Here is a 16302-nt window from a genome sequence, read left to right on the forward strand (position 1 = left end):
TGAGCCACTCTCATTAGTCTATGGAACGTTTCCCCATCATCCTTGAGCTTGTAGAAACAGCGTCAAGGTTGGCCGTGGGCGCAATTCCTAAGCTGCCAGCTAGCGCTGCTGCTAAATCACTCAGAACATCTGCGTGTAAGTTAGTTGCCACGATAGTATCTAAAGATACTGGACGATTGATCATGCGTGCTGTGGCGGCATCGACCAATTCTTGATCCCAAGTGACATCAGGGAAATCTTTGGCAACGATATTGGCAATCTCATCCCACATCACCATACCGTGACGCTGGGCATTCGACTTGGTGGACAGTGAGGTGTGTACGAGGGCGTGACTGCGCTAGCTTGAAAGCGAAACGCTGGACACGCTCAACCCCAACGCGGGTCGTGATGCTCATATCTGAAGCGACTTCAATCGGGTGCCCTTGGTGCACTCTACCGCCTACACCATAGTACTCGCCTTCAGAGTTCTCGCGCACGATGACCCAATCGAGTTGACCTGGTTTGCAATTGCACAGTGGCGTTTCAATACCGGGGAGAATGCGTGTAGGACGCACGTTCGCATATTGATCAAATCCTTGACAGTTTTTGAGACGCAAACCCCATAAAGTAATGTAATCAGGAAAGTTGGGGTCACCAGCTTAGCCAAACAAAATGGCATCTTTAGAACGTAAAGGTTCTAGACCATCGTGGGGCATCATGATGCCTTGCTTACGGTAGTAATCGCCACCCCAATCAAAGTACTCGAATTCAAAAGCGACTTTAGGATGTTTTTTGCTTAAGGCATTTAATACCTTTTCGCATTCTGGGATAACTTCTTTTATATGAGCTATGTCTAGCATCAGTATGCAATTCGTTCGACCCTCATGGACGCAGGGGGGCGCTTGGGGTTTATGACTAGGAAGAGGGGATTGAGACCACTCATAGCCTTAAAACAACAAACAGCCCTTCATTTTTGCGGTTTTTATATGTACTGTATATGCATATAGTATATTAATGACTATGACGCCAGTAATGAACCCCGCAAAAGCTACCTTAAGCCAGGCACCACAAGCCTTGGCAGGGCATTTTGCTGCCTATGAGCTCAAGCTTCTGAGTCACTGGATTTCGGCGGGTTTGCCTGGTCCGGTGGCAGATTACGCTGAAGATGGTCTCGACCTGAACCACTACTTGGTGCAGAACAAGCCGGCCACATTCATGTTCACCGTCAATGGTGATTCGATGCTTGGCGCTGGGATTTGCGATGGCGACAAAGTTGTTGTCGATAAAGCTTTACTCGAGGTGTATAGCATTGACGAGAGTTTCTTACAAATCGAGACCGTCTTAAAGCGCTACCAAAACACCAGCGAGTTAGGTCAGAAAATTAAACAAGAAGTGAAAGGCACTACTGGCTTGCCAGTTTGCGTCGGTATTGGTTCCAGTAAGACCCTGGCTAAGTTAGTCAATCACTTGACTAAAAAAACACCAACAGTTTGCTGGCGTATGCGATGTAAACGCGCTGGCAAAAGAAGAGCTCTATCAGTGGATAAGTGAGACCGAGGTAAGTGAGGTCTGGGGGTGTTGGTAAACAAATTGCCAAAAAACTCAAAGCCCAGCTCATCCTGAGCATATTGGATTTATTGCAAGCTTCACCACAAGCCATGCGCCAGCAGTTTGGTGTTGTGATGGAGTGCCTTTTTTTGCTATGAGCTACGCGGTACGGCCAAAGAGGAGAAACATATAAACGCTATCAGCGACTGGATGAATAACTTTAACGGGATCTCATTAACCATCATCATGGTTTTGTCTTACTGCACTGTGTTGAAAAACACTAAGCGTCACGAAAGCGAAACAAAGCGAGTATTTAATCGGAATTACCAGTAATTGAGTTGCTGGTAAAAGCAGTAAACAGCAGTAAAAATGCAGTAGGCCTGGAAGGGGAATGAAGAAATCACGGATTCTTTATTCCCTACTAAGGGCTATCTAGAGCAGTTAAATTCCCCTATATTTGCTAAGTCTTTTCCGACGTAGAAAAGTGGTTAATATTCCTCTATGACTGAAGATAAGCAAACCTTCCTAGACAAGAAACTACGGCCCTTGCCACGCTGGATATTTATGTCCCGCTGGTTACAGGCACCTTTATATCTTGGACTGATCGTTGCTCAAGGCGTCTACGTATGGCAGTTTTGGGTTGAGCTGATTCATCTAGTAGAGATGATGGCTAATAAGAGTATGACTGAGACTGCTTTGATGTTGGTGGTCTTGGGGCTCATTGACGTTGTCATGATCTCCAATTTATTAGTGATGGTGATCGTGGGTGGTTGGGAAACATTTGTGTCGCGCTTAGAGTTGGAAAATCATCCAGACCAACCGGAGTGGCTATCGCATGTCAATGCGGGCGTACTCAAAGTGAAGTTGGCAACAGCCATTATTGGCATTTCATCAATCCATTTATTAAAGACGTTTATCAATGCGGCATCCTATGATGAAAAGACCTTGATGTGGCAAACCTTAATTCATGTCACATTCGTCTTGTCTGCTCTGGCAATTGCTTATACAGAAAAAATAGTTACAGCCGCTCATAAGCCACATTAAAGAGTGGATATCAATACTGCAATTCAAGGCAGAACACTAAACCATGAGCATGATGAGCATTGAGAGTGTGAACCCTTGTTTTGAATGTGGCATGTCTTGCCAGCATTTCCGAGTCAGTTTCTACCATGGAGAAACTGAGGGTAACGGCACTGGAGTGGTTCCAGCAGAACTTACAAGTAAGCTCAACGCGCACCTAGCTTGTATGAATGGGTACCGAGAAGGGTAGCGGCGCTTCGTAGCCCTACTAAAAGCATAGCGTAGAAAAAGGTTGGCGCTGCTCGATTTATGAACAAAGACCGAGCCCATACCGAGAATTTAATATTCTCAATGACGATGGCACTCCGAACCTGGATTGCCAAAAACTACAGCTCGTTGCCAAGTAAAAAACGCAGCAAACCAGTTCAAGCACCGGACTCATTAAGCATCTTATTTAGCTTCTAAAGCTTTGCGTAAATAACCAGATACATTGTCTTGGCGCAGTAACCATTGCTTATAGTCACCTGGTATTTGGCTAATGAGTTCGCCCTTATGTTTGCCATACGGCATGATTGTCGGTATGCGGGCTTTTTCGGACATCTCCCATAAAGCCTCTTCTAGAGAGACAGGGTGTAGATTATTAATCATTTGCCCAACAATCTTGGAGCAAATCCATACATCAGCTAAGGCACTATGGGTATTACGCAATTGCCCCTTAGCGGTATTCCGCTCAAAGTCATAGAGTAAAGCGCTTTGGGTATGACTATCTAGTTCTGGCTAAAGACTGCGTGCAAGTGCCAAAGTGCAAATGCGTTTGACTTCAGGACTACCGATTGCAACCCAATCAAAATCAATGTTGTGACCAATTAAGTATTTAGTGCCAGCAGGCAATTGAAAAGAGCTGCTCGCTGGGCAGTTCACCAACTCTTCATCCATGATGTGATGAGTCGCCAGAGCACCTAAACTGATCTGCTTGCCTGGGTTGTAACGCTGCACCCAAGGATTGTCCACTGCAAATGGATTGAGAGAGGTGACATCGAGAGAGGCTGCTTCAATAATGACAGCATCGTTCTTATCAGTTGCTTCAACATCAAAAATAATGGCTTGGGACATGGGAGCTTTATGGGTTAATTATTTCTATTGTGCCTGCAGTGGTTATGAGCTTACATCTAAATCATCTTAGTGTTCTATTCATTAGCAACTTATACCTCTACGTTCAAATCTTCAAAAATGGAGATTAATCTTTATTCTGAGTGTAATTAGTTCGCAAGTATGCGCTCAGGATAGTGACAACCCTTTCAATGTTCAGGGAAATATCAAGCGTGCCAGTGGCCGCTTGCATATTAATACTAATTACACCGTTCCCATTCAGCCCTGTAATGCATATGCTTTTTTAATTGACTATGAAGCTTCTCAAAATATTGCAGGAGTAGTCGATGTCAAAATTCTTTCTCGATCTGCTAATAAAGTAAGCATAAGCAGAGTTCTAGAGGAAGAAATCCTCTTTTTTCATGTTGAGCTCAAAACCGTAGTGGAATACACCGAAGTGCCATATAACCTTCTGAGCTTTGAGCAAGTCGGTGGCGATGCAAAGTACTTATAAGGGTACTTGGAAAGATGATGCTGCGGTAGGCCTTGATTCGGTAGTGCCAATGGCGGTCATCGCGTATTTTATGAAAAACAATTTCAATGACCGGCTCGAGTCGATGGCCCAAAAAGCAGTGCAATATAAACCCCTAACAGTATTGGCCTGTAAGTAAGTATCTCAGTCGGTATATTGGCAACAAGTCGCTATACACAAAAATAAAGTCTTGGTGTATTGTTAATTTCATTCGCCTTGAGGAGTTCGCACGAAAACCATTCTCACAATCGTTTTAGTTTCCATTTTTTCAGTGACTTTTGCTCAGCAAAAATCTCCGATCATCCAAACAGAGCAGGTGCAACAAGCCATCGCTTGTGGTGTCATTGTTTGTTTGGGATGTGCGCGATACCAAAAGTTATTTAGATGGCCACATATCGGGAGCCATCAATATTGGCGGCGTGCTGCGTGACCCGAATAAGGAAGACTATATTTCTACAGATTAAATTCAGAAGATCTTTCATGCTGCTCGTTTGGATGTCAATCAAGATATTGTGGTCTATGGCGCACGTGGCAATCCTTATACCTATTTTGGGCTGTACACCATCAATTATTTTGCTGGAAAAAATGCGCAGATTTACCATGATGGTATTGATGGCTCGAAACAGGCGGGCCTGCCGATTCAAAAAGAGCGCCAAACTTTGCCCCCCGTTTCTGTGACGCTGGTTCCTCAATCGCAATGAGTGGTGAGTAATGAGGAGATGCTAAAGCTCGTTTAATCAAAGTCGGTACAAATAATTGATGTCCGCACTTCTGATGAATATTCGGGCAAGGATGTCCGTACGCTTCGCGGTGGCCATATTCCCTATGAGGGTAATTGGCAAGATCTAGCCACTGCAATCAAATTAGGCAAGAAACAAGTGGCTGATAACCCAAGTATGTCTCTTAAAAATCAAACGGATCTCAAGCAACTATATGCCAAGCTCGATCCCGAGAAAGAGACTGTGGCCTATTGTCAAAGCGGTATGCGAGCCTCAGAGACTGCTACAGTTCTCAAGATATTAGGTTTGAAGAAGGTCAAAGTATATGACTCGTCATGGCTGGGCTGGGGCAACAATCTTAAAGCGCCAGTAGCAGATGAGACCTTCTTGAATGTGGGTGCGCTGAATGCCAAGATGACGGCCATGCAAAATAACATCAATCAACTTGAAGAGGCTCTAAAACATAAAAGTAACTGATGAATTGGCTGTGTGAACCTCTGAAATTATTAGTTAATGCTTCTAGGTGACACAGCTAACTGACACAAATCGCTGTTTTAAGGATTTCACAAAATTTAATCCATTAACAAACAACAACTTGCAGAATAGGGTGGATGAGCCAAACCCCCGGCACTGGCAGAAATTGGGTTTGGCTGCTTCGTTCCCGACCTGACCAGGTTATCCAGCCCACCATGCGGGGAGGCCCATCCAATTCCATTTTAGCTTGTTAGAATGTAAGACATGACAGCATTGGCATTAGCCCGTTCGTGGCGCCCCAAAAACTTCTCTGAGTTAGTAGGACAAGACCATGTGGTTAAGGCCTTAACCCATGCTTTGGATCAGGGTCGCCTACACCATGCATGGCTCTTTACGGGAACCCGTGGAGTAGGCAAGACCACCATTGCGAGAATTATGGCTAAAGCCCTTAATTGCACTGGATCTGATGGTTCGGGCAAGATGACTTCAGAGCCTTGTGGCAAATGTCCAGTTTGTCTGGAAATCGATGCCGGTCGTTTTGTTGACTATATCGAGATGGATGCTGCTAGTAATCGTGGCGTTGATGATATTGCCGCACTATTAGAAAAGGCAGCTTACGCACCAAGTAATGGTCGTTATAAGGTTTACATGATTGACGAGGTACACATGCTCACCAATCATGCTTTTAATGCTATGCTCAAAACATTAGAAGAGCCACCAGAGCACGTCAAATTTATTCTGGCGACAACCGATCCCCAAAAGATCCCCGTCACTATTCTGTCGCGTTGCTTGCAGTTCAACCTCAAGCAGATGCCTGTACCCCTGATTGTTGAGCATCTAGAGAAAGTCCTTGCTTCTGAAAAGGTGGGCTACGAAGCCAATGCCTTGCGGGTTTTAGCAAAGGCAGCTCAAGGATCGATGCGCGACGCTTTATCGCTCACCGATCAAGCAATTGCCTATGCTGCTGGCAAAGTCAGCGAAGAATCGGTGCGTGGCATGCTTGGTACATTAGATGATGCCTACCTCATTCGTATTTTGGATTGCTTAATTGCTAAAGACGGTGCAAGTCTTTTAGCGGTGGCAAACGAAATGGGTGAGCGCAGCATGTCTTTCGCATTAGCGTTGCAAGATCTCTCTAGCCTCTTGCAAAAAATTGCAGCAGCACAAGTGGTCCCTCAATCAGTATTAGATGATTGGCCAGAAGCCGGTGAGATTCGTCGTCTTGCTACACAGCTGACGAAAGAAGAGGCGCAACTCTTCTACCAAATCACCATTACTAGCCGTCCCGATTTATCGCTGGCACCAGATGAGCAAACTGGCTTTGCTATGACGCTCTTGCGGATGTTGGCGTTTCGTCCAGGTAACAGCAATAGCAGTGGAGGCGGTAGTGCTGCACCCTCCGCTCCACTCCTTAATGCTGCTCGTCCTGCAGCTTCAGCAGCCCCAAGAGCATCTGCTCCTGCAGCTAAATCAGTAGCTACTGCAGCAAATCCAGCTGGTAATTCTGCCGAGCGCCCAGACTGGCATGCCTTGATGCGTCAGTTACCCGTCAAAGGCTTGGTGCAGCAGTTAGCGTTTCAGACTGAGTTGCAAGATTGGAATGATGCCGCTACTGGCGTGCGCGCGACGATTGTCACGCCGATGCCGCAATTGCTTTCAGAGGCTTCAGTGGCTCGTTTAGCTGATGCATTGACTGCACACTTTGGTAAATCTGTGAAGCTCGTGATTGAAAAGGGTGAAGTGGAGGGTAAGACCATAGCAAAGGTTGATGCTCAAGTTCATCAAGAGAAGAAAATGAATGCGGAGCAATTGATTGCGGCTGATCCGTTTATTCAGCAACTGGAAAAAGAGTTTGGCGCTAAGGTGGTCGGTGGTTCGGTCAGGCCGCTGTAATCAAGCTAGATTGATGCAGCCAACCTGATAAAGCAAGATTAATAGAGCACATTCATTGACATTTATTAATTTATAAGCACTAAGGAAATCAAGCGATGATGAAAGGTGGACTTGCTGGCCTCATGAAACAGGCTCAGCAGATGCAAGAGAAGATGAAGTTAGCGCAAGAGCAGTTGACTGCGCTTGAAGTGACTGGTCAAGCTGCTGGTGGCTTAGTCAAAGTGACCATCTCAGGTAAGTTTGAACTCAAACGGGTGCAGATTGACCCAGGTGCTATGGATGATCGTGAGATGTTGGAAGATCTGATCGGGATAGCTTATACAGAAGCATTCAAACAAGTAGAAGCAGCGAGTGCCCAGCTGATGTCTGGTGCAACAGCGGGTATGCCAATGCCCTCTGGCTTTAAGCTGCCTTTCTAAATTTATCTAAGTTAGTTATCCGATGGCACGTCATGAAGCACCTCAAGATGCCCTTGGCCGTTTGATCGAGGCATTGCGAGTATTGCCTGGAGTAGGCCCCAGGTCTGCTCAGCGCATGGCGTTTTATTTATTGCAGCATGATCGCAATGGAGCTGCCGAACTTGCTCAATCACTAGGCGAAGCAGTAGAAACGGTTGGTCACTGTGCGCGTTGCAATACTTTCTCGAAAACACAGATCTGTAGCACCTGCTCTGATGAGCATCGTGACCCATCTTTGCTGTGTATTGTAGAAACCCCTGCTGATCAAGTGATGGTGGAGCAGACCCTGAGCTTCAGAGGCAATTACTTTGTCCTCATGGGACGCCTTTCACCACTTGATGGCATGGGTCCAAATGAAGTCGGCTTTGATCGTTTGCTCATTCGTATTGAAACCCCAGATACTGGTGTACCAATTCGGGAAGTAGTACTTGCAACCAATTTCACTAGTGAAGGTGAGGCTACTGCTCACTACATAGGTGAAGTCCTCAAAGCCAAAGGTATCAAGGTCACCCGCATTGCTCACGGTATTCCCGTGGGTGGTGAGCTAGAGTATGTCGATGCGGGTACATTGGCTCGCGCCTTAATGGATCGCCGTTAATCTTTCTGACTTTCCTCTGAGTTGTTTTCAGGGTATACGCATAGCCTTATCTGGCAGTGATTTTTCTTGCCCCTGTCATCTAGACGACATAAAGACTAGATAAATTACTCTTTATTGGGGATAATTTTGTCTGCGCCACCCTTGGGCTTCAATCCCAAGCTGTGTTTGCTTAGTTTTCTTCATCGGCATGTTGTCAATGCATCATGCTGACAACCTCATTAGAAATTGAGAATGACCCGCAAGATTTATTTACTCCTCCTGCTTGGTATTCTTTGCACATTCTTTGGTACTTCTGCCTGTGCGCAGAGGGCAGGATCCGGCGCGGATCAAATTGCCAGTCAATATTCACGGCCAAATTACCTATATTCATCAGCGATACAACAATTTCACCTCTAGCTATTCTGGTGAAAATAGTTTGTCTGCTTTGAAGTCCATGAGTTATGCCTGGTCAGGCACTTTGTTCTTTGGTGCACGCTTAGCGCCGCATACTGATATTTCTTTCAATCCTGAAGTAGTATCTGGCGTTCCGTTTTCTGATCTTGTCGGCCTTGGTGGATTTACTAACGGTGAGGCCACTAAAGCTGCGGGACTCAACGCAAAGTTCTATTCTGTAAGAGCATTTTTGCGCCAAACTTTTAATCAGGAAGGCGATAAAGTTGTTATTGAAAACGACGCCAATCAAATTACCCAAACGGTGCGCAGTAATCGCGTCGTCATTACTGCTGGACAGTTTTCTACATTGGATATAATTGAAGTAGAGCGTCAGCATCAGATTGCCGATTTGCCTGGCAAGGTGAGTGTGCTCGCTTATCATAAGCGGATGAGCTTGTACAGAGACGATGTCTTTTACTGAGGCAGATAATTCTATCTCAGAAGGTATGGGCATGAATGGCACAAGCTGGAGTTGTCCAAATGACACGCTTGGACTTGCGATGATGCAAAACGGCTTATCGAGTTATCGCAGAAATTATTTGCAAGCAGGTGGTGTGTCTTACTTTATTGGTGACTATGCAGGTCCTCACCAAACCATTTCGTATCGCCCTGAGCGTATTGGTGAGATCCAATACAACGCCCTGATTGTCAAGAATGTACTGGCTGGCTTGAATTTTCAGCACATTAATAATCCTGCTTACAACTCTGCCCGTGGCCCTGTAAATATCGTTTCATTTAGGGTGCATGCTGAGTTTTAACGGCTTTACTGAAGTCAGTCCTACTTAAAATCTTTATAATCAATGACTTAGATAATCCAAATGCTCAGGTCTTTCATTTTTGTCCCCTATAATCTGTAAAATCACCAGAAGTGGGCATGGATTTGATTTAAATCTGTAGCTGGGGCTATAAAAAACAGCTTTTTAGATTTTGGGGTGATCGCATTTGTTAATTCTTGGCGAAGATAAATCGGGTGTAGCAAAACTATTGATGAGTATTGCTCCGTTATGAACTCAAGATGAATAATCCGCAGCTCTCTTCACTGCGTGAGTCCTACTTATCTGCCAAGACAATAGTGCCGCAAATTAATGCACCGGCTAATCCACAAGTTGGATTAGCGTGGTCTGGTATGCTAGTGCACTGGCCATTTGCTTTGGGTGGTGCTAACGCGCCGTCTCAGCAATATTCTGGTGGTATTTGTAGTAATAACTCGATTTCAGTAGCGCAACCTTTTCAGTTTCCAGGTACGAAAAGTCTGGTAGTCGATATTGCGGATACCAATGCCGAGGCCTTATTGTCTCGTGAAAAATTAGTATTGCGCGGTGATGTACGTCGTGCCATGACGGCTGTTCCTACATTCATCGAGCTAGAGGAGTACGCTGAAAATAGTTATCCCTCTTTGAAAAGCTCTGCCTTGCAACTCGATGCTGCAGGCAAAGGGGTTGATCTAGCGAAGAAAGCCTACTTACCAGATTTCCAAGTCATTGGATCTTCCTACACACTACGGGGCCCATTCTCTGCTAACAACGGTGCACTCTTTTATCAATTTGAGTTAGACCTCATTATTCCTTTGTATTTTTTCGCTAAGGAAAAATATGGGGTAGAGCAGGCGCAACGTAACCAAGCCGCAGCAGAGGTGGGATATATTTCTATATCGTCAACAAATCGTATTGGCTGTCAATACTGCCTATGCAACTTATGAGCAGGCTATACGGCTCAGGCCCAGTTTTTAAAAGATCGCCAAGTGCCCCACAAGCCGATGCAGCGTATAAGATAGGCTTGACACAGTATTCAAATAATGGCCAGGGCTTTAATGACTTATTGACTGCGCAAACACAATTGCGTAACTTGGAAGTTGCTTTGGCTCAGGCAGAGAGCAAGTTATTACAGGCACAAGCCGTATTGCTCGTATCCGCTGGTAAAGAGCCTTTTTAAGGAGTGGTTTTGAAAGACAAATTGCATTCGTTTCTAAAGCGTGTTTCAGAAAAGACGCAGCCAATTTTGGACAAGGGCGCCCATCATGGTGCGCAACATGCTAAAGCAGCAGCTGCTGGCCTAGCAGGGTTGTATTGGAATCTCTCTCCACAAAACCGCTATCGCATTCGTCTAGCTGTTTTTGCGTTTGCTTTTGCTATTTTGTCTTTGGGTATTGTTGTAGGGTGCGTGACCAATGTCAATCGTGCAGTCAAGATTGAGGCATCCGACAAAGCGCTCAAAGTTGAAAGTAGCGGTATCTTGGAGTTAAATCTACCTGGGGTGACGCTCAATCCTGCGATTTATGTATTTCAGTCGGCTGAAAAAGTACAAGTGCCAGTTAATATCAAAGTACCTGGTCGTTTGGCATTTAATGCAGAAAAATCTAAAGTGTGATCAGTGCGCGCCCGGCCGAGTAGCACGAATCTATGCATTTGACGGCGCGCAGGTAGAAATTGGTTCGCCCATCGTTGAGATGGGCAGTCCTGAATTTTTGTCTGCGCAGCAAGAATATTTGCTGTCTTCTAAAGCAGCTAAGGTTCTTGAGTCCAATAAATCGATGGGGGATTTATTGGGTGATGCTCGCATTCCTCAGCAAGTTGCGGTAAATCGGATGCGTAACCTCGGTGCTGGTGATATTAAGAATATAGAGATTACCGACAAGACCGCTAGCAATTTAATTATGCGCTCCCCTTTGAGGGGCGTGGTTGTTAAGCGGGGTATCGAGCCAGGTGCTGTGGTGAACGCATGATTAAGAAAGCATCAATACATGAGTGATCGTCAACTCCATATCTTGGTCTCCAATGATGATGGCTATTTAGCTCCTGGTCTTCTGGCATTAGTGAACGCGGTGCGTCCATTGGGTCGCATCACTGTAATAGCACCAGAGCAAAATCATAGTGGTGCTTCTAATTCGTTAACTCTCTCCAGGCCGCTCTCGATTCATCGGGTTGCTGATGGAGAGCGCGATGGTTTTTTCTTTATTAATGGCACGCCAACCGATTGTGTTCACGTAGCAATGACGGGTTTCTTGGATGAGAAGCCTGATCTCGTGATCTCTGGAATGAATCAGGGTGAGAACATGGGTGAGGATACTCTGTACTCGGGTACAGTGGCTGCTGCGGTTGAGGGGGTAATGTTTGGCGTGCCAGGTATCGCATTCTCGCAAATTGATCGTGGTTGGAAGCGAATCGAAAATGCAGCCAAAGCCGCCCATGATGTAGTGGCGCAAATGTTGGTTTCCGCTTTAGTTCGTGGCGATGGAACTGCTACTCTACTCAACGTTAATATTCCGAATCGTCCTTATGCAGATCTGTATCGTTGGCGCGTGACTCGTCTGGGTAATCGCCATCATTCTCAACCTGTTGTTGAGCAAGATAGCCCACGTGGTGAGAAAATTTATTGGATTGGCGCAGCAGGCGATGTGAAAGAGGGCTCTGAAGGTACTGACTTTCATGCGATTGCCGAAGGTTGTATTTCTATTACGCCAATGCAATTAGATTTAACACACCATGCGCGTTTAGCAGCAATGCGCGGTAATGGGTGGGACCGCGGTTGAGAAGCTACCGACAGAGCGCTTTGCTGCCTATCGAAAGGCTCTAGCTGCCAAGGTGCATGCTAGCCGGTGTCACGCATGGTAAAACTTTAGAGGCAATTGCGACTGTGCCGCGCCATGCTTTTATGGATGCGGGTTTGCATGTGCAAGCTTATGAAGATACAGCGCTTCCAATTGGTCATGAGCAGACGATTTCTAAGCCATCAGTGGTTGATCGTATGATTGAGTTGTTACATAAACCGAAACACAAGCTTGGCAAGGTATTAGAGATTGGCACTGGTTGTGGTTATCAAGCGGCAGTGCTTAGTTTGCTGGCAGACGAAGTGTATTCGATTGAGCGGATTCGTCCACTTCATAACATGGCTAGAGCAAAGCTTCGCCCCTTTCGGGTTAATAATCTGCGCTTGATTTATGGCGACAGGATTTTGGGCCTACCTCAAGCAGCGCCTTTTGATGACATTATTCTGGCCGCTGCCGGATTAGGTATTCCAGATGCTTTATTGGATCAGTTATCGATTGGCGGTCGTCTGGTCGCTCCAGTTGCTAAAAATGACAAAGAGTAGCAATTGATGAGGGTCGAGAAGACGAGCTCCCAGCGCTATTAAAGGACCGTACTAGACGGGGTCTTTTTTGTCCCCTTACAATCAGGGGTAGTATGAGATTTAAGATGAATTCATTAATTCAGAACCCAAATTGATGCCACGTACATTATTTACACCCTTCCTGATTGCAATACTGACTGCGTCTTTGACCTTGGTAGTGGGTTGTTCTACACCACGCACTAAACCAGCAAGTGTGACAGATCGCACTACTAGTAGCAGCGTTGAATCAACACCGCCTGGTTATTACCGAGTGAAAAAAGGTGACACATTAGCGCGTATTGCATTGGATAACGGTCAAGCACCACGTGATGTGATTCAGCGGAACAAAGCAGCTAACCCGAGTTTTAACCCAAATATTATTGAAGTAGGTGACTTAATCATTATTAGAGCGCCTAGTGGATCCAAGTCAGCGCGAGTTGCCGAGAAAAAACCAGCTGCGGATAAGACGGATGCAACCACTGCTGAGCTAGCAAAAAAGCCAGAAGTTGTCGCTGAACCAGGCATTCGTTTATCTTGGCCCGCTAATGGCAAGGCCATCGCTGAATTTAGTGAAACCAATAAAGGTATTGATATTGGCGGTAAGGTTGGAGAGCCCATCCTGGCTGCCTCTGACGGTAAGGTTGTCTATGCTGGCAATAGCTTGCGTGGCTACGGTAATCTCGTGATTGTGAAGCATGACCATACCTATCTCACGGCCTATGCTCACAATAGTAAGCTCTTAGTAAAAGAGGGTGATGCCGTGCGTAAAGGCCAACGGATTGCAGAAATGGGTGATACCGATGCTAATGCAATTAAGCTGCACTTCGAGCTTCGTGTAAACGGTAAGCCAGTCAATCCAACACCGTATTTGCAGTAGTGTTGCAGTAAGTCAGTATGGCAACAGTACTCGTATTTGATATCGAAACGATTCCAGATGTTGTGGGGCTGCGCCGTCTAGAAGATTATCCCGATTTTCCATGAGTGACTCGGGAGGACCAAGGACGGCTTGCCCCAAATCAAAGTAGGCACGCGAACCCCCCAGATGAAGAGAAGGTTTTAATACAAGCCTTTTTTGATCTGATTAAAAAATCTACTCCAGGCTCCGCGTTATTGGGAGATGGGTGAGAGCCAAGAATCTGATAGCCGAGAATTTAAATGGAATCACTACATCAATCGCTATCATATGCGTCATCTCGATATGATGGATTTATGAGCCAAATTTAATACACCATGGGATGATTAAAAAAGCACAGTATTAATTGGCTTTCATGAAGGTAAAAGTGGTTATGTCGCTGATATGCTCGCCTGCGAAATCCTACCTAAGCATGTCTCAGATTTATTGCCCGAGATGCGCAAATTAGTAATGGGTTTATCGATTGTTGATCGCATGCCGCAAATATCTACAGCCTCTGACTACTCAGGACGAGCGCCTCTTGCGCGCGTTTGCAGATCACAGCATCAAGTCTGGATCTGGTTGCAGTCCAATGGAATCGAGACCGTAGCACCGTTTTATCCAGAGACCGGAAAGCTTTTCTACCGTCTGCCTGAGTTTGAAAGTCAGATGCCATTCAAGCCAACCGATTTCACTCAAGTCAACCATATGATGAACCGTGCATTGGTCAGTAGAGCGATTCGATTGCTGGAGGTTAACCCAGCAGATCACGTGCTCGATTTGTTTTGTGGGATTGGTAACTTCACCTTACCACTTGCCAGAAAAGCAAAGCAGGTTTTAGGTATAGAGGGCTTGGCTAGTTTGACTGCTAGGGCAAAAGACAACGCTGAACATAATGACCTAGTAAATAAAGTGAGTTTTATGCAAAGCGATTTGTTTAAAGCAATACCAGAGACAGTCGCATCCTGGGGAAAAGCAGACTGTTGGTTCATGGATCCTCCACGAGACGGTGCGATGGCAATTTGTCAGGCGCTTGCAGAGTTGCACTGGCAACACAGTAAATTACTACCGCAAGCGCATCGTTTATGTTTCCTGTAATCCAAAGACCTTGGCAAGAGACGTGGAGATCCTTTGTCATCAGGCAGGTTATCGACTGAGTAGCGCCGGAATAATTCATATGTTCCCGCACACTTCCCACGTTGCGTCTATGTCGGTATTTGACCGCGTATAAATCTCATAAACATCTGAAATAAATCGGTTTTCTAGCAAATTCTGCACAGGATGAGTGCGGTAAGTCTATTTAAGGTGCGTAGCTCATTCGCAATCATCTTCATGGAGAGTAGATTGAAAGTGTGCAGCCAACCAGCTTTGCACTTTAGAAGTGATGCTCAACAATTTGTTATTTGCTCTTGGGGGTACATCATGAAAGTCTCAGATAATTTTGCAATTCTCTTAATTTTGTTGGCACTCTCTTACGCTGTGAGTATGTTTGTGGCAGTTTAATCTGCAGTAGGTATTTAATTCATCAGTGCTAAAGAAAAAGGCGCCCGCAGGCGCCCCTTGAGTCACTATCACACTTGTTAGTGTGATCAATCTTTCTTAATCTCTATTACCACCAACAATGCCTAACAAAGCGAGCAAGTTAGCAAAGACATTATACACATCCAAGTAGATAGCTAATGTAGCCATGATGTAGTTTGTCTCGCCACCATTGAGCACACGCTGAACGTCAACCAGGATGAAGGCAGAGAAGATTGCGATTGCTAATACCATCACAGTCAACATCAAAGCAGGCAATTGCAACCAGATGTTAGCGAATGAGGCAACAATCAAGAGCAACACACCTACCATTAACCACTTACCCATACCCGAAAAGTCGCTTTTGCTCACGCTTGCAATTGTTGCCATGGTGGCGAAGATTGCAGCTGTACCGCCAAAAGACAACATGATTAGGGTGGCGCCATTGCTGTAGCTATTTAAGGTAAAGCCCACTAAACGGGACATCATGATGCCCATGAAGAATGTAAAGCATAGAAGCAGCAGAACGCCTATGCCAGTATCTTTATTCTTTTCAATTGCCCAGAAGAAACCAAAGGCAACTGCCATGAACACAATAAAGCCAATAAATGGGCTGCCAGCGAAAAAGTCCAGACCCATTGCTACGCCAAGCCAGGCGCCAATGACAGTCGGAACCATCGATAGCGCTAATAAAGCATAGGTATTGCGCAGTACGCGGTTGCGTATCTGGACGGTACTAGTTGAGCCGGTTTGGCCAAAGCCGTAAGAGTTCAGATCACTCATATTGACTCCTTTTTTTCATAGTTATTACATGAGCCCATGAAGGACTGTTGACAGTAATTATAGACAAAATGCCCAAATTTCAAGCCCCCCTATAAAAGACCTACAAATTAAGAGCTTATACCCTGTAAATTCCAGGGCTTAGCCCTACGAGCATATGGGTAAATACGGTCAGGCAATGTATAATTTGGGGGTCGCTGGGGTGCAAAGGCCTATTTGGCTCTTCTACTTGGCAAATATCTTTGAAATCACTACTGGAGTCT

Annotated in this window: 22 protein-coding genes, 1 other RNA gene and 3 pseudogenes; 21 read left to right on the forward strand and 5 right to left on the reverse strand. The window is 45.5% G+C overall.

Going from position 1 to position 16302, the window contains the following annotated elements; all coding sequences use genetic code 11:
* Positions 1-61: 61 nt before the first annotated feature.
* Positions 62-839, reverse strand: a pseudogene (locus DXE31_RS07150) (isocitrate/isopropylmalate family dehydrogenase); the annotation flags it as partial.
* 154 nt (positions 840-993) lie between these two features.
* On the opposite strand from DXE31_RS07150, the gene DXE31_RS10465 reads away from it, so the two are divergent.
* Together DXE31_RS10465 and DXE31_RS07160 are read left to right on the forward strand one after the other, a co-directional pair.
* On the forward strand, positions 994-1530 hold the full coding sequence (locus tag DXE31_RS10465; RefSeq protein ID WP_197712187.1) for a LexA family protein: 537 nt from the start codon (positions 994-996) through the stop codon (positions 1528-1530).
* 498 nt (positions 1531-2028) lie between these two features.
* Positions 2029-2571: a TIGR00645 family protein gene (locus tag DXE31_RS07160; RefSeq protein ID WP_114698310.1), complete on the forward strand. Its 543-nt coding sequence runs from the start codon at positions 2029-2031 to the stop codon at positions 2569-2571.
* Positions 2572-2997: 426 nt separating this feature from the next.
* Here the strand turns inward: DXE31_RS07160 and DXE31_RS11540 are convergent, their stop codons facing one another.
* Both DXE31_RS11540 and DXE31_RS11545 read right to left on the reverse strand, forming a co-directional pair.
* Positions 2998-3255 carry a putative quorum-sensing-regulated virulence factor gene (locus tag DXE31_RS11540; RefSeq protein WP_231969465.1) on the reverse strand — a complete coding sequence of 86 codons (258 nt, stop codon included), beginning with the start codon at positions 3253-3255 and terminating at the stop codon, positions 2998-3000.
* Positions 3256-3324: 69 nt separating this feature from the next.
* Complete coding sequence (locus tag DXE31_RS11545; protein ID WP_231969466.1) at positions 3325-3660, reverse strand: 3'-5' exonuclease; 336 nt, start codon at positions 3658-3660, stop codon at positions 3325-3327.
* 223 nt (positions 3661-3883) lie between these two features.
* Here DXE31_RS11545 and DXE31_RS07175 point away from each other — a divergent pair, with 223 nt between their 5' ends.
* The 5 genes from DXE31_RS07175 (at position 3884) to DXE31_RS07190 (ending at position 5364) form a co-directional block, all read left to right on the forward strand.
* Positions 3884-4150: an SRPBCC family protein gene (locus DXE31_RS07175; RefSeq protein ID WP_114698311.1), complete on the forward strand. Its 267-nt coding sequence runs from the start codon at positions 3884-3886 to the stop codon at positions 4148-4150.
* Complete coding sequence (locus tag DXE31_RS09775) at positions 4134-4307, forward strand: hypothetical protein (protein ID WP_162785564.1); 174 nt, start codon at positions 4134-4136, stop codon at positions 4305-4307. Before DXE31_RS07175 ends, DXE31_RS09775 begins: the two co-directional genes overlap by 17 nt.
* A 196-nt stretch (positions 4308-4503) precedes the next feature.
* Positions 4504-4632, forward strand: coding sequence for a rhodanese-like domain-containing protein (locus DXE31_RS07180; protein ID WP_162785565.1), 129 nt, complete (start codon positions 4504-4506; stop codon positions 4630-4632).
* A 27-nt stretch (positions 4633-4659) separates the two neighbouring features.
* Positions 4660-4869: a hypothetical protein gene (locus tag DXE31_RS07185; RefSeq protein WP_114698313.1), complete on the forward strand. Its 210-nt coding sequence runs from the start codon at positions 4660-4662 to the stop codon at positions 4867-4869.
* Between the two features lie 51 nt (positions 4870-4920).
* Positions 4921-5364, forward strand: coding sequence for a sulfurtransferase (locus DXE31_RS07190; protein ID WP_114698314.1), 444 nt, complete (start codon positions 4921-4923; stop codon positions 5362-5364).
* A 130-nt stretch (positions 5365-5494) separates the two neighbouring features.
* Here the strand turns inward: DXE31_RS07190 and ffs are convergent.
* Positions 5495-5593, reverse strand: an RNA gene (gene ffs, locus DXE31_RS07195) — signal recognition particle sRNA small type.
* A 32-nt stretch (positions 5594-5625) separates the two neighbouring features.
* Here ffs and dnaX point away from each other — a divergent pair.
* The 14 genes and pseudogenes from dnaX to DXE31_RS07255 form a co-directional block, all read left to right on the forward strand.
* The gene (gene dnaX / locus DXE31_RS07200; RefSeq protein ID WP_114698315.1) at positions 5626-7254 is read left to right on the forward strand and encodes a DNA polymerase III subunit gamma/tau; all 1629 of its coding nucleotides are present in this window, start codon (positions 5626-5628) and stop codon (positions 7252-7254) included.
* 95 nt (positions 7255-7349) lie between these two features.
* Positions 7350-7673 (forward strand): YbaB/EbfC family nucleoid-associated protein, encoded by a 324-nt coding sequence (locus DXE31_RS07205; RefSeq protein WP_114698316.1) that lies wholly within the window; start codon positions 7350-7352, stop codon positions 7671-7673.
* Positions 7674-7695: 22 nt separating this feature from the next.
* Positions 7696-8310 (forward strand): recombination mediator RecR, encoded by a 615-nt coding sequence (gene recR / locus DXE31_RS07210; RefSeq protein ID WP_114698317.1) that lies wholly within the window; start codon positions 7696-7698, stop codon positions 8308-8310.
* Between the two features lie 331 nt (positions 8311-8641).
* Positions 8642-9163, forward strand: a complete 522-nt coding sequence (locus DXE31_RS10470) for a hypothetical protein (protein ID WP_197712188.1) — start codon at positions 8642-8644, stop codon at positions 9161-9163.
* Complete coding sequence (locus DXE31_RS10475) at positions 9150-9500, forward strand: carbohydrate porin (RefSeq protein WP_197712189.1); 351 nt, start codon at positions 9150-9152, stop codon at positions 9498-9500. Before DXE31_RS10470 ends, DXE31_RS10475 begins: the two co-directional genes overlap by 14 nt.
* Before the next feature lie 257 nt (positions 9501-9757).
* A complete protein-coding gene (locus DXE31_RS07220) occupies positions 9758-10441 on the forward strand; it encodes a TolC family protein (protein ID WP_197712190.1) in 684 nt (227 codons plus the stop codon).
* 77 nt (positions 10442-10518) lie between these two features.
* Positions 10519-10674 (forward strand): hypothetical protein, encoded by a 156-nt coding sequence (locus DXE31_RS10480; RefSeq protein ID WP_197712191.1) that lies wholly within the window; start codon positions 10519-10521, stop codon positions 10672-10674.
* 9 nt (positions 10675-10683) lie between these two features.
* A complete protein-coding gene (locus DXE31_RS07225; RefSeq protein WP_162785566.1) occupies positions 10684-11109 on the forward strand; it encodes a hypothetical protein in 426 nt (141 codons plus the stop codon).
* Positions 11087-11464 (forward strand): efflux RND transporter periplasmic adaptor subunit, encoded by a 378-nt coding sequence (locus tag DXE31_RS07230; RefSeq protein WP_162785567.1) that lies wholly within the window; start codon positions 11087-11089, stop codon positions 11462-11464. The genes DXE31_RS07225 and DXE31_RS07230 overlap by 23 nt, the downstream gene beginning before the upstream one ends.
* 18 nt (positions 11465-11482) lie before the next feature.
* Positions 11483-12271: a 5'/3'-nucleotidase SurE gene (surE, locus tag DXE31_RS07235; RefSeq protein WP_114698320.1), complete on the forward strand. Its 789-nt coding sequence runs from the start codon at positions 11483-11485 to the stop codon at positions 12269-12271.
* A gap of 56 nt (positions 12272-12327) precedes the next feature.
* Positions 12328-12831, forward strand: coding sequence for a protein-L-isoaspartate O-methyltransferase family protein (locus DXE31_RS07240; RefSeq protein WP_415077893.1), 504 nt, complete (start codon positions 12328-12330; stop codon positions 12829-12831).
* Between the two features lie 133 nt (positions 12832-12964).
* Positions 12965-13726 carry a peptidoglycan DD-metalloendopeptidase family protein gene (locus tag DXE31_RS07245; protein WP_114698321.1) on the forward strand — a complete coding sequence of 254 codons (762 nt, stop codon included), beginning with the start codon at positions 12965-12967 and terminating at the stop codon, positions 13724-13726.
* A gap of 17 nt (positions 13727-13743) precedes the next feature.
* Positions 13744-14059: pseudogene (locus DXE31_RS12960) on the forward strand (3'-5' exonuclease); the annotation flags it as partial.
* A 33-nt stretch (positions 14060-14092) separates the two neighbouring features.
* Positions 14093-14972 (forward strand): annotated as a pseudogene (locus DXE31_RS07255) (methyltransferase domain-containing protein); the annotation flags it as partial.
* A 368-nt stretch (positions 14973-15340) separates the two neighbouring features.
* On the opposite strand, the gene DXE31_RS07260 reads toward DXE31_RS07255, so the two are convergent.
* A complete protein-coding gene (locus DXE31_RS07260) occupies positions 15341-16042 on the reverse strand; it encodes a Bax inhibitor-1 family protein (protein WP_114698322.1) in 702 nt (233 codons plus the stop codon).
* Positions 16043-16302 lie beyond the last annotated feature (260 nt).

Origin of the sequence: Polynucleobacter necessarius, from assembly GCF_900095185.1 — a bacterium.
In the GTDB taxonomy this organism is placed as follows: Bacteria; Pseudomonadota; Gammaproteobacteria; order Burkholderiales; family Burkholderiaceae; genus Polynucleobacter.

What these genes read in the sequence shown, in the direction of transcription:
- dnaX (WP_114698315.1), top strand. Translation starts at nt 5,626, where the DNA reads ATGACAGCATTGGCATTAGCCCGTTCGTGGCGCCCCAAAAACTTCTCT.
- surE (WP_114698320.1), top strand. Translation starts at nt 11,483, where the DNA reads ATGAGTGATCGTCAACTCCATATCTTGGTCTCCAATGATGATGGCTAT.
- DXE31_RS11545 (WP_231969466.1), bottom strand. Translation starts at nt 3,660, where the DNA reads ATGTCCCAAGCCATTATTTTTGATGTTGAAGCAACTGATAAGAACGAT.
- DXE31_RS07245 (WP_114698321.1), top strand. Translation starts at nt 12,965, where the DNA reads ATGCCACGTACATTATTTACACCCTTCCTGATTGCAATACTGACTGCG.
- DXE31_RS10475 (WP_197712189.1), top strand. Translation starts at nt 9,150, where the DNA reads ATGTCTTTTACTGAGGCAGATAATTCTATCTCAGAAGGTATGGGCATG.
- DXE31_RS09775 (WP_162785564.1), top strand. Translation starts at nt 4,134, where the DNA reads ATGCAAAGTACTTATAAGGGTACTTGGAAAGATGATGCTGCGGTAGGC.
- DXE31_RS07260 (WP_114698322.1), bottom strand. Translation starts at nt 16,042, where the DNA reads ATGAGTGATCTGAACTCTTACGGCTTTGGCCAAACCGGCTCAACTAGT.
- recR (WP_114698317.1), top strand. Translation starts at nt 7,696, where the DNA reads ATGGCACGTCATGAAGCACCTCAAGATGCCCTTGGCCGTTTGATCGAG.
- DXE31_RS07230 (WP_162785567.1), top strand. Translation starts at nt 11,087, where the DNA reads ATGCAGAAAAATCTAAAGTGTGATCAGTGCGCGCCCGGCCGAGTAGCA.
- DXE31_RS07240 (WP_415077893.1), top strand. Translation starts at nt 12,328, where the DNA reads ATGCTAGCCGGTGTCACGCATGGTAAAACTTTAGAGGCAATTGCGACT.
- DXE31_RS07160 (WP_114698310.1), top strand. Translation starts at nt 2,029, where the DNA reads ATGACTGAAGATAAGCAAACCTTCCTAGACAAGAAACTACGGCCCTTG.
- DXE31_RS07205 (WP_114698316.1), top strand. Translation starts at nt 7,350, where the DNA reads ATGATGAAAGGTGGACTTGCTGGCCTCATGAAACAGGCTCAGCAGATG.
- DXE31_RS07220 (WP_197712190.1), top strand. Translation starts at nt 9,758, where the DNA reads ATGAATAATCCGCAGCTCTCTTCACTGCGTGAGTCCTACTTATCTGCC.
- DXE31_RS10465 (WP_197712187.1), top strand. Translation starts at nt 994, where the DNA reads ATGACTATGACGCCAGTAATGAACCCCGCAAAAGCTACCTTAAGCCAG.